Raw genomic sequence first — 21,677 nt, forward strand, 5'->3', positions numbered from 1 at the left:
CGGCAAGTCGCTAAGAAATAACGGAAGCGCGTAAGTCCGAAGATCTGTACAAGTACATCTAAAACGTCTCCTAGGAGTTCCCCTATGGCTGAAAATCGTAAGGCCGCTGCTGTCGCTGACTCTGTCGCCGCCTCGGCTCCCGTTGCAACCAAATCTTCCACCAAGTCTGCCCCCGGGCTGACCTGGCAGCGCTATTTCTCCAGGCCCGGCGTCAGCCCCTACGACGAAGTTGTCTGGGAGAAGCGCGATGCCGTGATCCAGGACTTCAAGGGCAAGACGATCTTCGAGCAGAAGGACGTCGAGGTTCCTTCGGACTGGTCGATGACGGCGACCAACATCGTTGCCAGCAAGTATCTGCACGGCCAGCTCGGAACTCCGGAGCGTGAGACCGGCGTGCGTCAACTGGTAAGCCGCGTAGCGGAGACGATCCGTGACTGGGGAAAGAAAGACGGCTACTTTGCCACCGATGAAGACGCGGCTGTCTTCCATGACGACCTGGCGCACCTGCTGATTCAGCAGAAAGCCGCCTTCAATTCGCCGGTGTGGTTCAACGTCGGCTGCGATCGGCTGGAGCCGAACTCCGACGCGCAGAACTGGCACTGGAATGCGCACACCTGCGCCATTGAGTTTTCCGTGACCGGCTACCGCAAGCCGCAGTGCTCGGCCTGCTTTATCAACGCCGTGAATGATTCGCTGGACTCCATCCTGACGCTGGCCAAAACCGAAGGCATGCTCTTCAAGTGGGGATCGGGCACGGGATCGAATCTGTCGGCCATCCGTGGTTCTATGGAGACCCTTTCAGGCGGCGGCACCGCCTCCGGCCCGCTGAGCTTCATGCGTGGTTTTGACGCCTTTGCCGGCGTCATCAAGTCCGGCGGCAAGACCCGGCGCGCGGCCAAGATGGTGATCCTGAACGTGGAGCACCCGGACATCATCGACTTCATCGAGTGCAAGCAGAAGGAAGAGGCCAAGGCCTGGACGCTGGTGCAGGCCGGCTATGACGGCTCGGGTCCAGACTCCGAGGCTTACTCCTCGATCTTCTTCCAGAACGCGAACAATTCGGTGCGTGTAACCGATGAGTTCATGCACGCGGTGGAGCGCGATGCCCAGTTCACCACGCTGACCGTGAAGGACCGCAAGCCGGTCAAGGAGTACCGTGCCCGCGACATCATGACCAAGATTGCCGAGGCGACCTGGCAGTGCGGCGATCCGGGCATGCAGTACGACACCACCATCAACCGGTGGCACACCAGCAAGAACACGGCGCGCATCAATGCGTCGAACCCCTGCTCGGAGTACATGTTCCTGGATGACTCGGCCTGCAACCTGGCCAGCTTCAACCTGTTGAAGTTCCTCACGCCGGGCGGGCAGTTTGATATTCAGGCCTACCGCGCGGCTATCCGCACGGTGATCACGGCGATGGAGATCCTGGTTGACAACTCCGGTTATCCGACTGAGGCGATCGCGAAGAACTCGCACGACTACCGTCCGCTGGGTCTGGGCTATGCCAACCTGGGTGCTCTGCTGATGGCCTTCGGCCTGCCGTATGACTCCGACGCCGGCCGCGACTTTGCCGCGACGCTTACCGCCATCATGTGCGGCGATGCCTACTGGCAGTCGTCCCGTGTGGCTGAGCTGTGCCAGCCTCTGGCTGCCGCGACTCCGCTGACGCAGTCCGCCACCCGTGAGGGCGGCGCCTGCCCGGGCTACTACGTCAATCGCGAACCGTTCCTGGATGTGATCCGTCTGCACCGCGCCAGCGTGAATGAGATCGGTACGTCGAAGACCTCGGAAGAGGGCTTCGTTGCTCCGCAGCTCGATGAGCTGATTGAGGCGAGCAAGGACTCGTGGGATGGCGCTCTGGCCCACGGTGAGAAGTTCGGCTACCGCAACTCCCAGGTGACGGTGCTTGCCCCGACCGGAACCATTGGCTTCATGATGGACTGCGACACCACCGGCATTGAGCCCGACCTGGCTCTGGTGAAGTACAAGAAGCTGGTCGGCGGCGGCATGATCAAGATCGTGAACAACACGGTTCCGTCGGCTCTGTTCAAGCTCGGCTACGACAACGACCAGGTGAACTCGATCGTCAGCTACATCGATTCCACCGGCACCATCGAAGGCGCGCCCGGCATCAAGCCGGAGCATCTGGCGGTGTTTGACTGCTCGTTCAAGCCGGCTAAGGGCACGCGTTCCATCCACTACATGGGCCACATCAAGATGATGTCGGCGACGCAGCCCTTCCTTTCAGGGGCAATCTCGAAGACGGTGAACCTGCCGCACGATGCGACGGTGGACGATATCGCCGAGGCTTACATCGAGAGCTGGCGTCAGGGCCTGAAGGCCGTGGCCATCTATCGCGACGGATCGAAGGGATCGCAGCCGCTGAACGTCTCTGCCTCCGACGGCAAGGCGAAGAAGGAAGGCATCGCCGACAAGGCGACGGCCGCCATCAACGCCACGGCTGAGCCGGCTGTCGATCCGGCCGTCGTTGCGGCGAAGGAAGCCCGCATCGCTACGCTGGAAGCGCAGATGGCGCACCTCATCGCGCAGTCGAACCAGAACACTGACGCAAGCGATGCCACGGCTCCGCCGCGCGCGGTACGGCACCGTCTGCCCGCCGAGCGGGCCTCGGTGACCCATAAGTTCTCCATCGCCGGCCACGAGGGCTACATCACGGTCGGTCTGTATCCCAATGGAGCTCCGGGCGAGATCTTCATCCGCATGGCGAAGGAAGGCTCGACGGTTTCCGGCCTGATGGACTCCTTCGCGACAGCGGTCTCGCTGTCACTGCAGCACGGTGTGCCGCTGAAGGTACTGAGCGAGAAATTCGCTCACACCCGCTTCGAGCCCTCAGGCTGGACGGGCAACGAGCAGATCGGCTACGCGAAGTCGATCATGGACTACCTCTTCCGCTGGATGCAGCTCCGCTTCCTCAGCGGCCAGCAGCTTGACCTCTTCCAGGGCCTGGCTCCGGCGAAGGCCGTGCCGGTGACGGGAGCGATCGAGGGCGAGCAGGCCACGGTAGTACCGAGCCTGTCGGCTGAGGTCTACGGTCCGCGCACCACGCCTCCGATTGAGGGCATTGCACCCGATCCGACGGCGATGGGCGCGGCTCCGGTGGCAAGCTACGGTGTGGAAGACCGCGGCATAGCGAAGACCGTTCACGCGGCCGATGCGATGAAGAGCATGTACGACATGGGCGATGCTCCGTCGTGCTCCACCTGCGGCGCCATTATGGTGCGGAATGGTAGCTGCTACCGCTGCATGAGCTGCGGTTCTACGAGCGGCTGCAGCTAGGGGACTGGCCGTCCAGGCAAAACGCGCTTCGCGCAAAACTAGAAAGCCCCGTCGTCAGGCGGGGCTTTGCTTTGGAGTGATAAAAGCCGTCCGTGCTTTGTACGAACGAAGGAGAGTGGGGCGGTTCTATTTCACTTCTTCGCCAGCGACCGTACGTAGATCACCATGTTCCATAGGTCGTCGTCCTTTAGTCGGTCACCGTCGCCGGGCATCTGGCCTTTGCCCGTTTTGATGATGGCGAAGAGGTCGGCATCGGACATGTCTTTGAGTGACGACGGATCGGTAAGGTCTTTCGGCGCCGGTTTCATAGCGATGTCGCCTTTGCCGTCTCCGGTCGGGCCGTGGCACATCGCGCAGTCGTAGCCGTACATCTTTTTCGCTTTGGCTTGAGACTCGGCTGTGGGCTTGACGGGGTTGGCCATATTCCCGGTTGCGGGCGCCGGAGTTGCGGGGACGGGTTGCTGTGGTGGAAACGCCAGAACCACCAAGGCAGGTAGAGCAAAGAAAGGCTTCAGCATTCGAGCCTCCTAATTAGGAGGCTGAATCGTACGCCGGGTGGTGGTTTGGAGGGAAGAAGAATTTTGGGGTGGTGTAGGGGAAGGTAACTCCGGGGATAGACTTTAGGGCTATAAGGGTGCTCGACGGGCCGAGGTCACTTTTGTTTGTCATCCCGCAGGGATCTGCTTTTCACAACCTTATGGGGAGAGAAGCAGATTTCTCCGCTCCCTTCGGTCGCTACGAAATGACAAACAAAATTGCGGCTGACTAGCCCAGAAGCTCGGCGTAGACGAAGCCGTCGCGTTCGACTCGTTCGCCGGGTTCGACCAGGATTTCTTTATGCAGCATGGGGCCGGCGGTGACGAAGGTGTGGAACTCGCCGTTTTCCCCGCAGGGGTCTACGCCTGCCGGGAGTGAGGAGATGAGGTCGCGGTCCCAGCTGCGGCCGGCGAGCTCTGCCGGGAGTTTCCGTGGGTCCAGGCAGGTGAGGCGGGCTTTGACGCCGGCAGAGAGCATCTCTTCGGCAAGCTGGTCGGTAGGGATGCCCCAGACCGGAAAGAGCGGCTGCAGGCCGGTACCAGCAAGCATGCGTTCACGGTAGGCGCGGATCTCTTCCAGAAAGAGGTCGCCAAAGGCCACGGCAGTAAAGCCCTCAGAGACAGCGCGTTCGCAGACTGCCGCCATGCGGCGCTCGTACTCGTCGTTCGGGCATGGCCAGGGAAGGGGAACCTTCCAGAGTGGGAGTCCGGCGGCCTCAGCCTGGCGGTCGAGCAGGTCCTCGCGGACGCCATGAATGGCGATGCGGCGGAAATGTTCGTTGACCGACGTAAGAAGGGCTCCGACCTGCCACTCACCCTGCTCGCGCAGCAGTTTTAAGGCCCAGGCAGAGTCTTTTCCGCCGCTCCAACTGAGGATGCACTTGACGGACATGACTGTTTTTCAGGTTACACAATCTGGTGCAAAAGGCGCGGAATTTCCAATGATTTCGGCCTTGTTAACGGAACATTCACGATTTCGTTAACGGGTCGTAACGGGGGCTGGCGAAGCTCGAAGATATATGAAACTCATCAGGCTTGCCCTTCTGCTTGCCATCTTCTGCATTCCGTCATTTGGCCAGATGACGACCGCCCGTCTGGTAGGTACCGTAACCGACCAGAGCGGCGCTGTGATTCCTAACGCAACCGTAGTCGTGAAGAACATCCGTACCGGCGAGAGCCGTACGGTGACGACCAATGAATCGGGTCTCTATATCATTCCGTCGCTCGTGCCCTCTGAGTATGAGGTGAAGGTCACGGCGAGCGGCTTCTCTGACGCCGAATCCAAGGGCGTGGTCCTTGCCGTCGGCCAGGAGCTGGTGAAGGACATCAGCCTGCCGGTAGCCGGCAGCGCAACCTCGGTGCTGGTCGATGCCGGCCAGCTCGTCGCTCTGGATACTTCTTCAGCACGTATCGGCGCCAATATCGCCAGCCGCGAGATCGAAGACCTGCCGATCAATGGACGCCAGGTTTCGCAGCTTTACCTTCTGGCTCCGGGCGCGACCAACGTCGGCTCAGGCAACTTCGGTGAGATCCGCTTCTCCGGCCGCGCCGTAGAGCAGAACATCCTTCGCCTGGATGGCGTGGAAGCTACTGCCATTATCGACGCCGCTCCCGGAAACTTGAACGGTGAAGCCAACTCGATCTTCCGTCTGCAGCAGTCGCTGGAAGCCATCCAGGAGTTCCGTGTCGACTCCAATAGCTACCCCGCCGAGATGGGTACCGGAACCGGTGGGCAGATCAGTTTCGTGACCAAGTCGGGTTCGAACGCATTCCACGGATCGGTCTTCGAGTATCTGCGTAACGACTTCTTCGATGCCCGTAACACCTTCAACGCCAAGAATGTCGCCAACAACTCGCCAAAGTTCCGTCTGAATCAGTTCGGCGGTTCGGTGGGCGGTCCGCTCATCAAGGACAAGCTCTTCTTCTTCGGTGTGTATGAAGGTCTGCGTCAGTATTGGAATGTCGCCTCGACCGGCAACACGATCTCGAACTACACCATCTCCCGCATTCCCGCCAACTCACCCATCCGTAATGTTGTGGGCGCCTATCCTTTGGATCGGAATCCGATCGCGATCGAGCAGCCAGGCGCAACTTTCAGCGACGGTACCGTCAATGGAGCCACCGGACGCGAGCTGGTCTCGGTCAGCCGCTCAGTGCCTTTCTCGCTGACGGAGAACTTTGCGGCCGTTCGTTTTGACTACCACTTCAATGAGAAGTATTCGTCCTACGTTCGTTTTAATCGCGACCAGGGTACGGCGAACCAGACGCAGGATCCGGCGCTGGGCCTGACGCAGAACAAGTATGTTCCGCAGAACGGCGTAATCGCGCTGAACCAGGTGCTTTCGGCTTCGATGTTCAACGAGACCAAGGTTGGCTTCAACTATGCCAAGACGCGCGTCAACGGCGTCAGCGGACCGAGCCCCAATGCGGACCTGAGCGCCAGCCTGTTCAGCATCGCCAATGCCGTCAAGCCGGGTGGTCTGGTTACGACCTCTTCCAGCTTTACCGGTCGTGGCGCGCCCTATACCGCGTGGAGCATCTCGCCGATCGACAACTTCTCGATCATCAAGGGCAACCACAACCTGAAGTTTGGCTTTGAGTCGCGCATCATCAAGATCTACAACGACCAGCTCGGCGGCACGCAGTACACCTTCAACAGTGTCAGCAACTTCGTGAACAATGTTCCGGACACGACTGCATTCAATGGTGACCTCAGCGCTCTGAGCCCGTTCAGCGGCCTCTCGGGTAATGCGCAGATGCGTCAGAACTACTACATCGGTTACGGTCAGGATGAGTGGAAGCTCCGTCCTACGCTGACCCTGGCCTATGGTGTGCGTTACGAGTACTTCCAGCCGCTGCACGAAGTCAACGACAAGTACGTCTTCTTCGACATGTCGACGGCTACGCTGTACTCCAGCGGCCGCGTCGCGGCATTCCCCAAGTACAACAAGAGCTGGTTTGGCAGCTCGACGAAGAACATCGGACCGCGTGTGGGCCTGACCTGGGCTCCTGCCGGTCTGCATAACAACACCGTGGTCCGCGTCGGCGCCGGCATCTTCTTCGGCCCCGGCCAGACGGAAGACCAGGTGCAGCCGGAAGCAAACGACCGCGTAGGCCGCAGCTTCTCCAACGGTGCACAGCCCTATCCGGTGAACACGTCGGCGCTGCTGTCGAGCTTCGACGCCAACAATCTGTCGGGCTTCCAGCCGCGTGCCTATGCCCCCTACTATCACCTGCCGGAGCGTGTGGCGACCTACACCTTCTCTATCCAGCAGCAGCTTCCGGGACAGATGCAGATGATGATTGGCTATGTCGGATCGCAGGGCCGTAACCTGTTCCTCCGTTCGATCACCAACCGCATCAGTGGTGTGACCACCAACGCTTCGACTGGCGCCGGCACCGCTATCCGCGAGTTCGGCAGCCGCTACGGCGAAATCGACTACAAGACCTCGGGTGGTACGAACCATTACCACTCCCTGCAGTCGACGCTGCAGCGCCGCTTCCGCCAGGGCCTGTCGCTGGGTGCGCAGTACACCTGGGCGAAGGAACTGGGCACCACCAGCGGATCGAACGAAGCCAGCACGGCGCAGAATCCTTACGACTTCAACACGGAGTATGGCCGTGGCAACTTCGATATCCGCCACAGCCTGAATGCGACGGTTCTGTATGATCTGCCGATCGGTCATGGCAAGTCGATGGACTTCGGCGGCATCGGCAATGCGCTGCTCGGTGGCTGGCAGGCTGGCGGTATCGTGAACTTCCGCTCGGGCCTCCCGGTGGATGTGCTGATCACCCGTCCTGACATCGCCTACGTCGGTACGCCGACCTCCGGCACCTATGCCGGCAAGGTCTACTCCTCGCCGGTGCTCTCCTCCTCGTGCCCGGCTTACTCCAGCGGCACCACGAATGTGAATGCGGGCGTCTGCACCACGGCTGTGGTCAACGTTCCGGGCGGCGGTAATACCCGTAACATCCGTCGTGTGAACCTGGTGCCTGGCGTCAATCCGTATATCAACGTCGGCAAGCAGTTGCTGAATCCGGCGGCCTTCACCATTCCGGCCCCCGGAACCTTCGGCACCCTGCGCCGCAATGCTCTGAACGGAGCCTCGCTGGCCCAGCTGGATATGACCCTGGAGAAGACCTTCACGATCACTGAGCGCGTAAAGTTTGACTTCAAGGCGGAGGGCTTCAACATCCTCAACCACCCGAACTACGCTGTTCCCGGCGCCATTCGCCTGGTGCAGGGCATTGGGACCGGCGGCAACACTGCTTCGCCGACGACGCCGACGATTGCTCCAGGTGTACAGCCTGGACAGGCGTTCTCGGCCGGAACGGCCGGTACGAACTTCGGCACGTTTACCAACACGGTCGGCAACCAAGTGGGTCAGGGCGCGAACCGCCAGCTCCAGCTTTCGGGCCGTATCAACTTCTAACCTGACGAAAACACAACTCCCCGCGGCGTGCCCCAATCAGGGCACGCCGCATTTTTTTTGCCGGTTTTTTCGCTTGACTCCTGTTTTTACGGGGGTTACTCTTTGCGCAACTTCATTGGCAGCTCTCGCCAACCCGGTCCGGCTCCCGTTAGCGCTAAGCGCAGCGCGGCGGCTGGATGCGGCATCTAATTCCCAGAGTCAGTCAACCTTCACCGCCGTATCTGCTGACGGAGGTCAGCAAACTGCTTGATGAAAAAAGCGCTGGAAATTACGCCCAACATCGAGCCCCTGTTCGGGACCCGCGACGAAAACCTTCACCTGATGGAAAAGGCCCTGCGTGTTGCCATTGACCTGCGATCGGATGCGGTAATGGTGACGGGCGATCCGGAGAGTATTGAACGGATCGAGAAGATCTTCACGGACTACGACCAGCTTTGCAACCAGGGCATCGTCCTGCAGAACGGCGAGTTGCATGGCATGTTGAAGCTGGTTGTCTCAGACCCACGCATAACCCTACGCGGACTGGTCGAAAGCGGACGGCAGCGCTCCACCGGTGTAAAGCGTATGGTGCAGCCGCGCTCGCCCAATCAGCGGAAGTACATTGAAACCATCGAACAGAACGACATGTCGTTCGGCATTGGACCGGCCGGTACCGGCAAGACCTATCTTGCCGTGGCTATGGCCGTCTCCGCGCTGATGGCGAAGAGGATCAGCCGTATCATCCTGGTGCGTCCGGCGGTTGAAGCCGGCGAGCGCCTGGGCTTCCTGCCCGGGTCGCTGCAGGAGAAAGTAGACCCGTACATGCGTCCGCTGTATGACGCTCTGTACGATCTGCTGGATCCGCCGCGCGTGGACAAGATGCTGGAGACCAATGTCATTGAGATCGCGCCGCTTGCCTTTATGCGCGGCCGTACGCTGAATGACGCCTTCATCATCATGGATGAGGCGCAGAACACCACCAATGAGCAGATGAAGATGTTTCTAACCCGTCTTGGCTCCAATTCCAAGGCGATTATCACCGGCGACCTGTCGCAGATCGATCTACCGAATCCCAAGAAGAGCGGCCTGCTCGAGGCACTGCGGGTGCTGGATGGTGTGGAAGGCATCGGCTTTATTCACTTTGAAGACGCGGACGTCGTACGCCACCACCTGGTGCAGCGTATCGTGCGTGCCTATGACAGCTACAGCCGGGAGCAGCAGGAGCTTCCGCTGGGACTGGAATCTCCGCTGGGTGAGCCGATGTCGACGGCAGCTCCAGTCAAACGAGTCGCAAAGCCGCAGTAGACGGCAGCGAATCGGGTAACATCATGGAAAGAGGGCGTTACGCCCTCTTTCCTGTTTCTGCATGATTCGCATCGAACCACAAGAGATGCCTGCTGCCGCGGAGATCAATCGGACCCGCCTGTCGCGTTACCTGCTGCGCGCACGCCGCGCCGTATGCCTGGAAGGCCAGGTGGATGTGCTACTTACCGACGATAAGACGGTAAAGCGGCTGAACCGCGACTTCCGCGGTAAGAACAAGGCGACGGATGTGCTGTCATTTCCCGCAGGCGATTTTGCCGAGGGAATCGTAGGCGACCTGGCTGTCTCGCTCGACACCGCCGCAAAGCAGGCAAAGCGCTTCGGCCTCACCCTGGAGGACGAGATAAAGACGCTCTTGCTACACGGTCTGCTGCATTTGGCAGGCTATGACCATGAGACCGACAATGGCGAGATGGCTGCCGAAGAAATACGCCTGCGGGCGAAGTTACGGCTGCCCAGCAGTCTGATTGCGCGCGTGGAGGGTGTCCGGCGATGAGCTATTGGATCCTGGCATCGCTGCTTCTGTTGCTGATCGTACAGACGCTCGCCTCCTACATCGACCGTGTGTACTCGGAGATGGGAAAGTTCCTCTCGCGCGACTTCCAGGAGAACGTCGATGCCTGGACGCGTGCGGTGGAGCCGAAGATGATCCTCGGCCGGGACACGCTGGCGCTTTCGGCCTCGGTTCTGCGGCAGATCACTTTGACGGGGATCGCTGTACTGTTCGGCGCCAAACTTTATAGCTCGCTGACGTTGCTGCCGATCCTGCGGCATGGCCCGCGTCTCCCCGATTTTGCGATGACGGCGGTCGAGCTGGTAAGCATCGTCATCCTCTTCGACCGCCTGATCCCATATCTGCTCTTTGTCCGGACGAAGGGACTGTGGATCGCACGGCTGCGGCTGCCGCTGGTATTGATCTTTCTGGTTCTGTTGCCCATCACGGGTCTGCTGAGTCTGCTGATCTCCATTGTTGCGCTGGCGGAGCCAGAGGAGCCGGAGGAGGAAGAGAACTCCTCGGAGGGCGTGGATGCGCTGCTGGATGCCGGCAAGGAAGAGGGCATCCTGGAGGAGAGTGATCGTGAGCTGGTGCGCAGCGTCGTAGAGTTCGGCGATAAGGTTGCGCGGGCGGTGATGACACCGCGTCCGGAGATGTTCTGCGTTCCCGGAACCATGACGCTGGACGAGTTCACGAACCTGATGGCGAAAGAGGCGTATTCGCGCGTACCGGTCTATGGCGAATCCATCGACATCATTACCGGCATTGCGTTTGCGCGCGACCTGCTTGGCGTAGCCGACTCCGAGGCGGCCCGCCAGACAGTTGCGAGTATTCAGAAGCCGGTCGCATTTGTTCCTGAGACCAAGAAGGTGAATGAGCTGCTGAAGGAGATGCAGCGGGCCAAGCAGCACATGCGCATCGTGGTCGACGAATACGGCGCGGTCGCCGGGCTCATCACGATTGAAGATCTTCTGGAGGCGATTGTCGGCGACATCGAGGACGAGCACGATGTCGAAGAAGAGACCAACGAGCCGGTCGGCAATCCTCAAGAGGGATGGTCGGTTCCTGGACGTTTCGAGGTCTCGCGCCTGCGGGAGCTCTTTGAGAGCCAGAACGATGAGCTGCCGGTCGATCTGGAGCTCCCTTCCGCGGTGGAGGCGACGACGGTCGGCGGCCTGGTAAGCGAATTAGCCGGTCATATTCCGCACTCGGGAGAGGTGGTGGAGGCCGGGCGCCTGCGCCTGGAGATACTGGCCTCGACCGACCGGCGGGTGCAGCGTGTGAAGGTCCAGATGGCTGCTTCGCCCGAGACGGCGGATAATCAATAACGATGCCTATTCGTTCCGGATTCGTTTCCATCGTCGGCCGCCCCAATGCCGGCAAGTCGACGCTGGTGAACGCGCTGCTCGGCCAGAAGCTGGCCATTGTGACGCACAAACCACAGACCACACGCAACCGCATTCAGGCGGTGCTGGAGGTTCCTCTCAAGAAGAAGACGACACGCCATCCCGGCCACCCGGCGGCGCAGATCATCCTGGTGGATACGCCGGGAATTCACAAGCCCTCTACGGAGCTTGACCGTCGCATGATGCAGGAGGTGCATGACGCCCTGGAGAGCCGCGATGCGGTGATCTTCATGGTAGACGTGACCCACCGCCTGCCACAGGAGGGCGAAACAGTAACCGGCAAGGCGAAGCTGTCGCTGGACGAGCACAACTTCACGCTGGGCCTGGTGAAGAAACTGGACTGCCCGGTGATCCTGGCGCTGAACAAGATTGATGAGCTGCAGCGTGATCAATTGCTGCCGCAGATCGCCTACTGGCAAAAACAACATGAGTTCGCTGCCGTTATTCCCATCTCGGCAAAGAAGAAGGACGGCCTGGAGCGGTTGATCGAGGCCATCATCGCCGTATTGCCGTTAGGTGAGCGCTACTTCCCCAAAAACCAGATTACGGACCAGCCCGAACGTTTCCTGGTGGCTGAACTGATCCGCGAAAAGGTGCTGCTCTATACCGGCGAAGAAGTGCCCTATGCGGCGGCAGTTGTGGTGGAGCGCTTTGAAGAGCCGATAAAGAAGGGCGCGGCGACACGTATCGCGGCGGCGATCTACTGCGAACGTGACGGACAGAAGGCCATTCTGATCGGCAAAGGCGGAGCGATGCTGAAACAGATCGGAACTGCCGCGCGCAAGGAGATGGAGTATCTGTTGGGCGGCAAGGTCTTTCTGGAGTTGTTTGTGAAGGTGCAGTCGGAGTGGAGGTCGTCGCGTGGATTTATCGATGATCTCGACTGGCGCAAGCAGCTTGAGGATTTAGCGATCAAACAGTCGAACGAAAAGTAGGGAAATTCTAAGGACGGGGAGTCAACTTCGTTCTAGCTGCGTACTACATTCGTTGCCCCATTCTTTCGCGCGAAGCGAAAGGGTGGGGTATCGAGCGAAGCTCGACCGCTTTTCTTTGTTATCAGTCTTGGCTACCAAAAGGCATCGGTAGAGAAGCAGATTTCTCCGCTTCGCTACGAAATGACAAACACAAAAAAGACGATTCGAGCTGTGCTCGAACAACCCACATAAGCTTCGCGTATGTGGGCACCCGGTTCTCGCTATCCGGCGTAAATGGTGTTCTCCAAAAACTCGTTCAGAAACTTGCCCTTCGGGTCATAGTGGTAGATCAGGTTCTTGAAGCGGGTCAGGTTTGGCAGCCGGCGCTGCAGGACGCGCGGGTCCATGGTGAAGAACTTTCCCCAGTGCGGAATGGCTCCGAAGGGTGAGAGCACGGCTTCAATCTGTGGAACCAGGCGTGCCACGGCTTCCGGCTCGGCCTTCCAGGTGAAGTGAATGCCGAGCGAGTCGCGGCGATAGTTGGGGCTCATCCACAGGTCGTCGGCAGCGATCGCGCGCAGCTCGGTGACGTGCAGATGCGGTGTGATCTCGTTCTTCAGTGTCTCGACGGCGAGGATGGCGTCGTAACCCATATCAATGGGAACAAAGAGCTCGGTCTGAATCTCTGCGCCGGAGCTGGGGGTGAACTCCATACGGAAGTGCGGCAGACGTTCGTGCCACGGACCGGGGACACCAAGCTGCTGGGTGCAGTTCACAGGATCGTGTCCAGCGAGTGGATGCAGATTCGTGGTGGCTCGTGTCGCTCCATAAAACTCTGCCGGCGCAGCAACACCGTCATCTACGCGTTGCTTCAACCACACCTGCGTGGCCCGATGGTCTTGCCAGGTAGTGAAGAGAGAGACGGAGTAGGCTGCGTCCATGATGGTGCGCAGGTTGTCTTTCAGGTGGTCGAAGGAGAGGTTCTCGTAGACCGTCTGCGCCACCTCGAAGGTCGGTTCAACCTGCAATGTGATTGCAGTGACAATGCCGAGTGCACCGAGGCAGACAACGGCGCCAGGGAAGGTGTCCGGGTTTGCATCGCGTGTCAGTGTGACCAGGTCACCGTTGGCGTTCAGAATCTCCAGGCCAACGACTGCGGCAGCCAGATTACGGTTTCGCAATCCCGATCCATGCGTCGCCGTCATCACCCCGCCCACGACCGAGATGTGCGGCAGCGAGGCGAGGTTATGAATGGCATAGCCGCGGCTATGCAGCCAGACGGCCAGGTCGCCGTACCGAACACCCGCGCCCAGTGTGACGGTGCGGGCGGTTTCATCGAGCGTGATGGCGTTCAGATGTTCCAGCGAAATCTGTATGCCGTCGCTGTCGGCAATGCCGTGAAAGCAGTGCCGCGTGCCCAGGGCGCGTAGTTGCTGCGTCTGCCGCACCAGTTCCTGTGCCTCCTCTATAGAGGCAGGGATCAGCAGATCGCCGGCGTTATAGGTGTAGTTTCCGGCCCAGTTGGTACGGGGTGCTGCATTCGTCATGGTCTTGCTTATTCCTTGATGTTGATGGCGAGGGCCTTCATCTTGCGGTAGAGGTGTGAGCGTTCCAGGCCAAGGAGCTCGGCCGCGCGGCTTACATTGCCGTGGACGTCGTCCAGTTTTTTCAGGATGTAATCGCGCTCGTAGGCCTCACGCGCCTGCAGCAGGGTGGGGAAGTCTTCCGTTCGACCCGGTTTGCCGGGCTCGCGGTAGACCAGCACGGGAAGATGCTTGCGTTCGATGCGCTGAACGCGCGGGTTCAGGATCAGCACACGCTCGATAACATTGCGCAGCTCGCGCACGTTGCCGGGCCAGTGATAGTGCTGCAGCGTGGCGACGGCGTCGTCGGCGATCTCCATGCGGGGGCGGCCGTACTGCCGGCCGAACTCGAGCAGGAACTCGCGCACCAGCAGGGGAATGTCTTCCTTGCGGTCACGCAACGGCGGAACGAAGAAAGGAATCACGTTCAGGCGATAGAAGAGATCCTCGCGAAAGTTGCCGCGGGCGATCTCTTCCTGCAGGTCTTTATTGGTGGCGGCGATGACGCGCACATCTACAGAGATGGGCGAGGTGGCGCCTACCGGTGTGAAGCGCTGCTCATCCAGAGCGCGCAAGACCTTAGCCTGCGTCTTGAGGCTCATGTCGCCGACCTCATCGAGGAAGAGTGTGCCCAGGTGAGCGCGCTCAAAGGTGCCTGGTTTGTTCTGCATTCCATCGCCTCGTTGGCCGAAGAGCTCGGCCTCGATGAAGTCCTCGGGGATGGCGGCGCAGTTGAGCTCGACGAAGGGATGTTCCTTGCGCAGTGATTCGCCATGCATGGTGCGGGCGATCAGTTCCTTACCTGCGCCGGACTCGCCATAGATGAGAACACGGCCGTTGGTCGGCGCCATCAACGCGATCTGCTGACGCAACGCCTTCAATGGGACGGACTGTCCGGTAAGTGTGGCGCTGGTGGCGAGCTGACGCTTGAACTCCTGGTTCTCAAGCCGGAGTTGGCGGGCCTGGATTGCATTACGCAACACGAGCAGCGTGCGGTCGAGCGAGAGGGGCTTTTCGAGGAAGTCGAAAGCGCCCAGTTTGGTAGCGCGCACCGCGGACTCGATGGTGCCGTGGCCGGAGATCATGATGACCTCCGGCGGCGAGGAGAGATTCAGCGCACGAAATTGCGCCAGAAGATCGAGGCCGTCAGCATCCGGAAGCCAGATATCGAGCAGAACGGCGTCCCACGTGCCGTCCTGCAACAGCGCCAGGCCTTCGGCTCCGGTAGCGGCGCTGGCGACGTGATATTGCTCATCGCTGAGGATGCTTTCGAGTGAGGTGCGGATAGAGGCTTCGTCGTCGATGACGAGAATGTGATTCATGGGGGAGGGCTCAGTTGCTGGCTGTGAGTTGCTGGTTAGGTTGTGTGGGCTGGTTGTCTGATTCCGATGCAGACGGCAGCTCGATGATGAAACGTGCGCCGACCGGTGTGGCGTTCTCAGCACGGATGGTGCCGTGGTGCTCTTGTACGATCTTAGCGGCGATGGCGAGACCGAGTCCGGTGCCACGTTGTTTGGTGGAGAAGTAGGGAAGGAAGAGCCGTTCCCTCATCTCGTCGGTTACGCCGGTGCCGGTGTCTTCCACGACCAACTCCACCATGCCCGAAGACAGAGGTGATGTAGAGATTCGCAGCTCGCGCAGAAGCTGGTTCTGCATAGCTTCGAGAGCATTATCGATCAGGTTGGAGAGGGCACGCTTCAAGGCCTCCGGGTCCGCCAGTACGAGAGGCAGAACACGGGAGAGGTTTTGACGGATGCGCACGTTCTGGGTGCGTCCGGCGAAGAGTGCCAGCGAGTTTTCGACGATGGTGTTCAGGTCCGCGGGGCGCGGGCGCGCCATCGGGAACTCAGCGAGGGAGGAGAACTGATCGACGAGCGTACGCAGGCTCTCAACGGCGGAGAGAATAGTGCCAGAGCTGCGGCGAATCACTGCAGGCGATGGTGACTCGAGGTGCGCTTCCTGGAGCTGGGTTTCAATGCGGCCGGCATGACGCTGGATCTGCTCGGCCGAGAGCGAGATGGGCGTAAGCGGATTTTTGATCTCGTGCGCGACGCGGCGGGCGACTTCCTTCCAGGCAGATTGACGCTGGGCGCGCAGCAGTTCGGTGGCATTCTCCAGAACAAGGACGTAGCCGCGATGGTTGCGCTCAGCGGACTCCAGTAGAGCGACCGTAACAGAGAGGTTCAGCCCCATCATCTCGATCTCAGTCGATGCCGAGCCCATGCGATGCGACCGCCGGAAGAGCCGCTCAAACTCCGGCATATGTTCAGCGGGGATGACGGAGGAGAGGGCGAGACCGGTGAAGGCGCGCTGGCCGCCGGGATCAAGCATCTCGCTGAAGGCGCGGTTCGCCAGCACGGCGCGCTGGTGTATATCGAGCATGACGACGCCGTTGGGAATGGTCTCGAGCATCGTCTCCAGCTCTTTACGGCGGGCTTCCAGAGCGGCATTGGCGAGGGAGAGCTGCTGGGTTGATTCGGTGATCTGGGTGCGGGAACTCTGCAGGTCGGTCGCCATGTGATTGAACGATCGCACCAGTTCACCCAGCTCTTCGGTGGCGCTGGCCTCCACGCGGCGGGCGTAGTTGCCTGCGGCAATGTCTTCCATCGCATCGGCCAGGGTTTCTACCGGCCGGGTAACCTGCCGCGAGAGGTGCAGACCGAGCCAGACCGAGGCGAAGAGCGCCAGGCCGGTGATCATGAGCAGCAGCAGCATGTACTGGTTGCGGATGGAGCGTCGCGTGCGGAAGAGCGTCCAGTAGGTGTCGGCAGCGGTGCGGATGCGGCTGACGGTGTCAGACATGCCTGCCGGGAGAGGAAGGCCGACGACGACGATGTCCCCATTGGGTTTGACCCATGCCGTACCCAGAGCGAAGTCCTGGTTGCCTACGGAATAGAGGGGGTCGTCAGAACGGAGCGCCGTCTGGAGCAGCTCCGCGATCGAGGCCGACGCCGCAGCGCTTCCTTCCGGAAGAAGCTGTTTGATGACGACATGGCCATTCTGCTCCTGCGGCAGATGGACAGCTGCGACCAGGGTATTGTTGCGGTAGATCGCGGCGAAGCCGCCCTGCAGGGTGATCTCGTGTTCCTGCAGCTTCCTGAGCAGATCCTTATTGTTGTTGGGGAGGGAGGTGGCAATCGCCTGAGCCTCGGCACGTGCGTTGGCAGCGGCATAGCGGGAGAGCTCCACGGCGAGCGAGTTGGAGTCATCGCGGAGCTGCGTCACCGGCTGTGAGAACCAGCGCTCGACCGCGCGATTCATCAACAGGTAGCTGAAGGCGAACATGAAGGCGATGGGCAGCAGCGACAGGATGACGGCTCCCCAGACCATGCGGGCCCGAAGCCGGGAGCCGAGAAGGCGCGAACGGTGCTCCGCATAGAGCTTCAGCAGATTGCGCGTCAACAGGATCAGGACCACCACAAATAGAAGGAAGGCGATGGTCGACAGCGCCGTAAAGAGAAAGATCTGCGGCGTGGAAGATGGGTCCAGGAAGTCGAGTTTGAAGGCGTTAAGGGCCGCCAGGGTGAGGAACAGGACCAGCAGGCACACCCCGAGAACGATGGTGAGGGCCTTACGCGTTGGCGTGGCAGGGCTCATGCGGTCCGTGAAGATTATGGTACAGAATGCTGTATGGCGACGGTGGCAATGTTCAGTGCACGGGAAGCGGCTCGGATGCTCGGCATCAGTTATCCGACGATCAAACAGTGGATTCTAAGCGGCAAGTTGAAGACAGTGACGACCCCCGGAGGGCATCACCGTATTCCGGAGCCGGCACTGAAGCCATACCTTGCTGAGGACCGGAGACGGCCCCAGGAGGAGTCGCGTGAGCGGTATCGGCGGGTCTCCGGACGGAACCAGATTGTTGGGAAGGTTGTCAGCGTCCGGATCGAGGGTCTGCTGGCGCAGGTGGTTCTGGCGATCGGCGAGCAGCGGATCAACAGCATTATCACCGCCGAGGCGGCACGCGAACTCGGCCTGAAGAAGGGACAGACTGCGGCGGCCCTGGTGAAGTCGACCGATGTGATGATTGAGCGGTTGGACTAGGGGCGTGCCGCGTTTCCGGTGGGAGCAGCGGGCTTTTAGCTCGCTGATAAAGGGAATTAAAAGAGAAAGGGCTAAAGCCCATCTCTCTTAGAGTTTGTAAACCGTGGGCTGAAAGCCCACGGCTCCCACCCGATTAAGCTCCGCTCGAATATTTGATGTCGCGCTGAGATGGATGCCAACTCCCCTCCATGCAATCCGCGCCAATCTGCGTGTCGAGTCGATTTATACGATTCAAATCGTATAAATTCGTCCTATGTTCAGATTTCCGCGTACGTCTCTTCTGATCGCCTTCGCCTGCCTGCTTGTCCTTTTCAGCCGTGCAGACGGACAGGTTCTTGGTGAACTGAAAGGGCGTGTCGTGGATGCAAGCGGGGCCGCAGTGGCGGGGGCAAAGGTCACTCTCACACAGACCGCGACCGCGATTGCACGGGAGACCGTATCGGGATCATCGGGTGAGTTCTCGTTTACGCAACTCACCTCCGGGAGCTACAGCCTTGCTGTGGCGCAGACAGGATTCGCCCGCCTGGAGCGTAGTGGTGTGACGGTCACCACTGGACAGACCGTGACGCTGGATCTGCAACTGAAGGCTGGTGGAGCGGGCGAGTCGGTCACGGTGAATCAGGATGCTCCGCTCCTGCAGGCATCGACCAGCGATATCGCGACTACGATTCCAAGTCACGCGATTGTGGCGCTTCCGCTGAACTCACGGAATTTTATCCAGTTGACCCAGATGGCTCCGGGGGTGGAGCTGCCTCCGGGCACGGTGCTGCCGCGTATCAATGGTGGTCGCCCGCGTACGAATGAGTATCTGTACGACGGCATCTCCGCGCTTCAGCCAGAGCCTGGACAGGTCGCTTTCTTCCCGATCCTCGACAGCATCGCCGAGTTTACGGTTGCGGCGAACAATGTTCCTGCTGAGTTCGGCCGTTTCAACGGCGGCGTGGTGAACGTTGCCACGCGCAGCGGCGCCAATGCCTTTCATGGCAGTGTCTTCGAGTTCTTTCGTCATGAGGCGCTGAATGGGCGCAACTACTTCGCCTCCTCCACGGCCCGAAAGCCGCAGTATCGCCGCAATCTATTTGGCGCAACCCTGAGCGGACCGATCAAGCGCGACCGTCTTTTCTTCTTCACGGACTACCAGGGGATCAAGCAGCGCATCGGTGTCACCCGCATCTCTACTGTGCCGACAGCGGCAATGCGGCAGGGCATCTTTACGGGCGTTGCGAAGATCTACGATCCGTCATCGACGACCGTGGTGAACGGCCAGGTGCAGCGCAAGGAGTATACGAACGACGTCATCTCCTCGGCGTTCGATCCCGTGGCGCAGCGGTTGCTTAGCCGTATTCCCACACCGACCAGCAGCGGCTCGGCGAATAACTACACCCGTACGGCTCCGGATGATGATCATCAGAATCAGTTCGACATTCGCCTGGATGGGGCCTTCAGCGCGAAGGACAGCGGTTTTGCCCGTTACACCTACTACCACGAGGTTGAGCGGCCAGTGACGCCGCTTGCAGATGGCTCGGGCTCGATCTCAGGCTCGGTGCTTGGAACCGGCAATGTCTCCGGCCTCACGGATGTTCTGGGGCAGCAGGTGGTGCTGAATGAGACCCATCTCTTCTCACCGCGTGTGCTGAATAACTTCCGGCTGGGATATACGCGCCGCGGCAACTCGCAGATCGGCGTATCGCTCGCAAATTCGCCATCGGCCGATCTGGGGATTCCGGGTATTCCGGTCAACGCGGCGTTCAACAATACGCTGCCGCTCTTCACCTTCACCGGACTCCAGCAGCTCGGCGCCAACGCCAGCACCTCGGCACGGTATCAGACCTCCGTTAGCGAACTGATCGACATGGTGGTATGGACCCACGGCGGCCACTCCCTTAAGGCCGGTGGCGATTTGCGCCGGTATGAGCTGAACGCCATCTCGCCGCCGAACCCGACGGGTTCCTTCGCCTTCACAACGACCGGCACAAATACCACCGGGACCAGCGGCGCCAGCGGAGGCAACGCCTTTGCCAGCTTCCTGCTGGGGCAGGTGGATACCTTCTCCATCGATCTGCAGACAAAGACGATTCGCCCGCGCGATTATATCCACGAGTTCTTCCTGCAGGACGACTGGCGTGTCACGCCTCGTCTGACGCTGAACCTGGGTGCGCGCTGGACCCTGCACATGCCATCCACCGAGGCGCACAATCAGGGAGCCGTCTTCAACCTGGCAACACAGCAGCTCGACTATCTGGGTGTGAATGGCTACTCCCGTAGCGCGCGCCAGTTGCACTGGGCCAATGTCGCACCGCGTGTCGGTCTGGCCTACGCGGTCGATTCGAAGACAGTGCTGCGCAGCGGCTTCGGCATCGTCTTTATCGACCAGAGCGGTATCACGACGCCATTCACGACGCCACAGTATCCCTTCATCCAGAACGTGCAACAACGCACGCAGGATGGCTACGTGGCTCCATTCAAGCTGAGCAGCGGGCCGGCTGTTTCGTCGATTCCGCTGACGCCGGATGCCGGCCTGGGACAGAGCGTCTACACCGCGAATCGCAACGCGGGATCGGGATACGTGGAGCAGTGGAACCTTGCTGTCCAGCGTGCCATTACGAAGAACATGTCGCTGGAGCTGGCCTACGTCGGATCGCACATCGTGCACGTCGGCATTCCGGACTCGAACCTGAACCAGCTCACGGCCGCTCAGCTTGCGCAGGGTACGGCGCTGACTGCCCGTGTCACCAATCCCTACTACGGACAGTTGCCCGCGGGCTCAACGCTCAACACACCCACCATTGCAGCGGCACAGTTGCTGAAGCCGTATCCCCGCTTCCAGAATGTGGCGACGTATCGCAACAACTCCGGCACCAGCAACTACAACGCGTTGCAGGCAAGACTGGAGCAGCGGCTCGCCAGTGGCTTGTATCTGCTGGTGAGCTATGCACACTCCAAACTGATTGACGATGCATCGTCAGTATTTTCCTCGACGGTGTTGTCTTCGCCCAACAGCTCGTCACTGATTGCGGCAGATACCTTCCGTCCTTATCTGGAGCGTGATTCGTCGAGCGGTGATATGCCGAATGTGCTGACAGCCAGCGTGGTCTATGACCTGCCGAAGTTCCGCGGGCATGGAGCAGCTACGGCTCTGCTGGGCGGATGGACGGTGAATGTCATCGGCACGATGCAGAGCGGCATGCCGGTCACAGTGACCCAGGCGACGAATAACAACTCGTTCGCTGGCATTGTGCTGCAGAGGCCGAACATGGTGGCCCCGCCTTCGCTGCCTGCCGGCCAGCGCACACCGCAGCGTTTCTTCAATACCGCGGCATTCCAGACGGCCCCTCAGTTCACGTTTGGTAACGCCTCGCGTAACCCGGTACGCGGCCCGGCGTATCGCGATGCCGATCTGGCGCTGGTGAAACATGCCTCTGTCGGAGAGCGGACGGATGTCGAGTTCCGGGCGGAGCTGTTCAATGTGACGAATACCCCCGCGTTCTCGCAGCCGAACGGCTCGTTTGGCTCGTCGGCATTCGGCAGCATTACCAGCACGACGACCGATCCTCGGGTTGCGCAGTTTGCGGTAAGGATTCGGCGGTAGCGGCGAGATTACCCGGCAGAGTTGCGGAGGCGCCTCCAATCTTCCGGGTGGCTCGGTAATGGCTATGTCATTGT

General features: G+C 60.3%; 13 protein-coding genes. 8 read left to right on the top strand and 5 right to left on the bottom strand.

All coding sequences use genetic code 11. The annotated features are described in order from the left end of the window. Positions 1-84: 84 nt before the first annotated feature. Positions 85-3,300 carry a vitamin B12-dependent ribonucleotide reductase gene (locus FTW19_RS07135; protein WP_147646978.1) on the top strand — a complete coding sequence of 1,072 codons (3,216 nt, stop codon included), beginning with the start codon at positions 85-87 and terminating at the stop codon, positions 3,298-3,300. 131 nt (positions 3,301-3,431) lie between these two features. Here FTW19_RS07135 and FTW19_RS07140 read toward each other — a convergent pair whose 3' ends face one another. Beyond that, positions 3,432-3,818 carry a c-type cytochrome gene (locus tag FTW19_RS07140; protein ID WP_147646979.1) on the bottom strand — a complete coding sequence of 129 codons (387 nt, stop codon included), beginning with the start codon at positions 3,816-3,818 and terminating at the stop codon, positions 3,432-3,434. Between the two features lie 247 nt (positions 3,819-4,065). Beyond that, positions 4,066-4,728, bottom strand: a complete 663-nt coding sequence (locus FTW19_RS07145) for an adenine nucleotide alpha hydrolase (RefSeq protein WP_147646980.1) — start codon at positions 4,726-4,728, stop codon at positions 4,066-4,068. Positions 4,729-4,855: 127 nt separating this feature from the next. On the opposite strand from FTW19_RS07145, the gene FTW19_RS07150 reads away from it, so the two are divergent. The 5 genes from FTW19_RS07150 (at position 4,856) to era (ending at position 12,408) form a co-directional block, all read left to right on the top strand. After that, a complete protein-coding gene (locus FTW19_RS07150; protein WP_147646981.1) occupies positions 4,856-8,269 on the top strand; it encodes a TonB-dependent receptor in 3,414 nt (1,137 codons plus the stop codon). 246 nt (positions 8,270-8,515) lie between these two features. Beyond that, complete coding sequence (locus FTW19_RS07155; protein WP_147646982.1) at positions 8,516-9,553, top strand: PhoH family protein; 1,038 nt, start codon at positions 8,516-8,518, stop codon at positions 9,551-9,553. Positions 9,554-9,638: 85 nt separating this feature from the next. Beyond that, the gene (ybeY, locus tag FTW19_RS07160) at positions 9,639-10,067 is read left to right on the top strand and encodes an rRNA maturation RNase YbeY (protein WP_246153624.1); all 429 of its coding nucleotides are present in this window, start codon (positions 9,639-9,641) and stop codon (positions 10,065-10,067) included. Further along, complete coding sequence (locus FTW19_RS07165; RefSeq protein WP_147646984.1) at positions 10,064-11,395, top strand: hemolysin family protein; 1,332 nt, start codon at positions 10,064-10,066, stop codon at positions 11,393-11,395. The genes ybeY and FTW19_RS07165 overlap by 4 nt, the downstream gene beginning before the upstream one ends. A gap of 2 nt (positions 11,396-11,397) precedes the next feature. Continuing rightward, complete coding sequence (gene era / locus FTW19_RS07170) at positions 11,398-12,408, top strand: GTPase Era (RefSeq protein WP_147646985.1); 1,011 nt, start codon at positions 11,398-11,400, stop codon at positions 12,406-12,408. Positions 12,409-12,668: 260 nt separating this feature from the next. On the opposite strand, the gene FTW19_RS07175 is transcribed toward era, so the two are convergent. Genes FTW19_RS07175 through FTW19_RS07185 form a run of 3 tightly spaced genes read right to left on the bottom strand, consistent with a single transcriptional unit; the run spans position 12,669 to position 17,567 of the window. After that, the gene (locus tag FTW19_RS07175) at positions 12,669-13,934 is read right to left on the bottom strand and encodes an FAD-binding protein (RefSeq protein ID WP_147646986.1); all 1,266 of its coding nucleotides are present in this window, start codon (positions 13,932-13,934) and stop codon (positions 12,669-12,671) included. 8 nt (positions 13,935-13,942) lie between these two features. Then, complete coding sequence (locus FTW19_RS07180; protein WP_147646987.1) at positions 13,943-15,292, bottom strand: sigma-54-dependent transcriptional regulator; 1,350 nt, start codon at positions 15,290-15,292, stop codon at positions 13,943-13,945. Between the two features lie 10 nt (positions 15,293-15,302). Further along, positions 15,303-17,567, bottom strand: a complete 2,265-nt coding sequence (locus FTW19_RS07185; protein WP_147646988.1) for a sensor histidine kinase — start codon at positions 17,565-17,567, stop codon at positions 15,303-15,305. 33 nt (positions 17,568-17,600) lie between these two features. Between FTW19_RS07185 and FTW19_RS07190 the strand changes: the two genes are divergently transcribed. Then, on the top strand, positions 17,601-18,014 hold the full coding sequence (locus FTW19_RS07190) for a helix-turn-helix transcriptional regulator (protein WP_246153625.1): 414 nt from the start codon (positions 17,601-17,603) through the stop codon (positions 18,012-18,014). A gap of 253 nt (positions 18,015-18,267) precedes the next feature. Beyond that, on the top strand, positions 18,268-21,603 hold the full coding sequence (locus FTW19_RS07195) for a TonB-dependent receptor (protein ID WP_147646989.1): 3,336 nt from the start codon (positions 18,268-18,270) through the stop codon (positions 21,601-21,603). The last annotated feature ends 74 nt before the right edge of the window (positions 21,604-21,677 follow it).

This window comes from Terriglobus albidus, assembly GCF_008000815.1.
Classification (GTDB): domain Bacteria; phylum Acidobacteriota; class Terriglobia; order Terriglobales; family Acidobacteriaceae; genus Terriglobus; species Terriglobus albidus_A.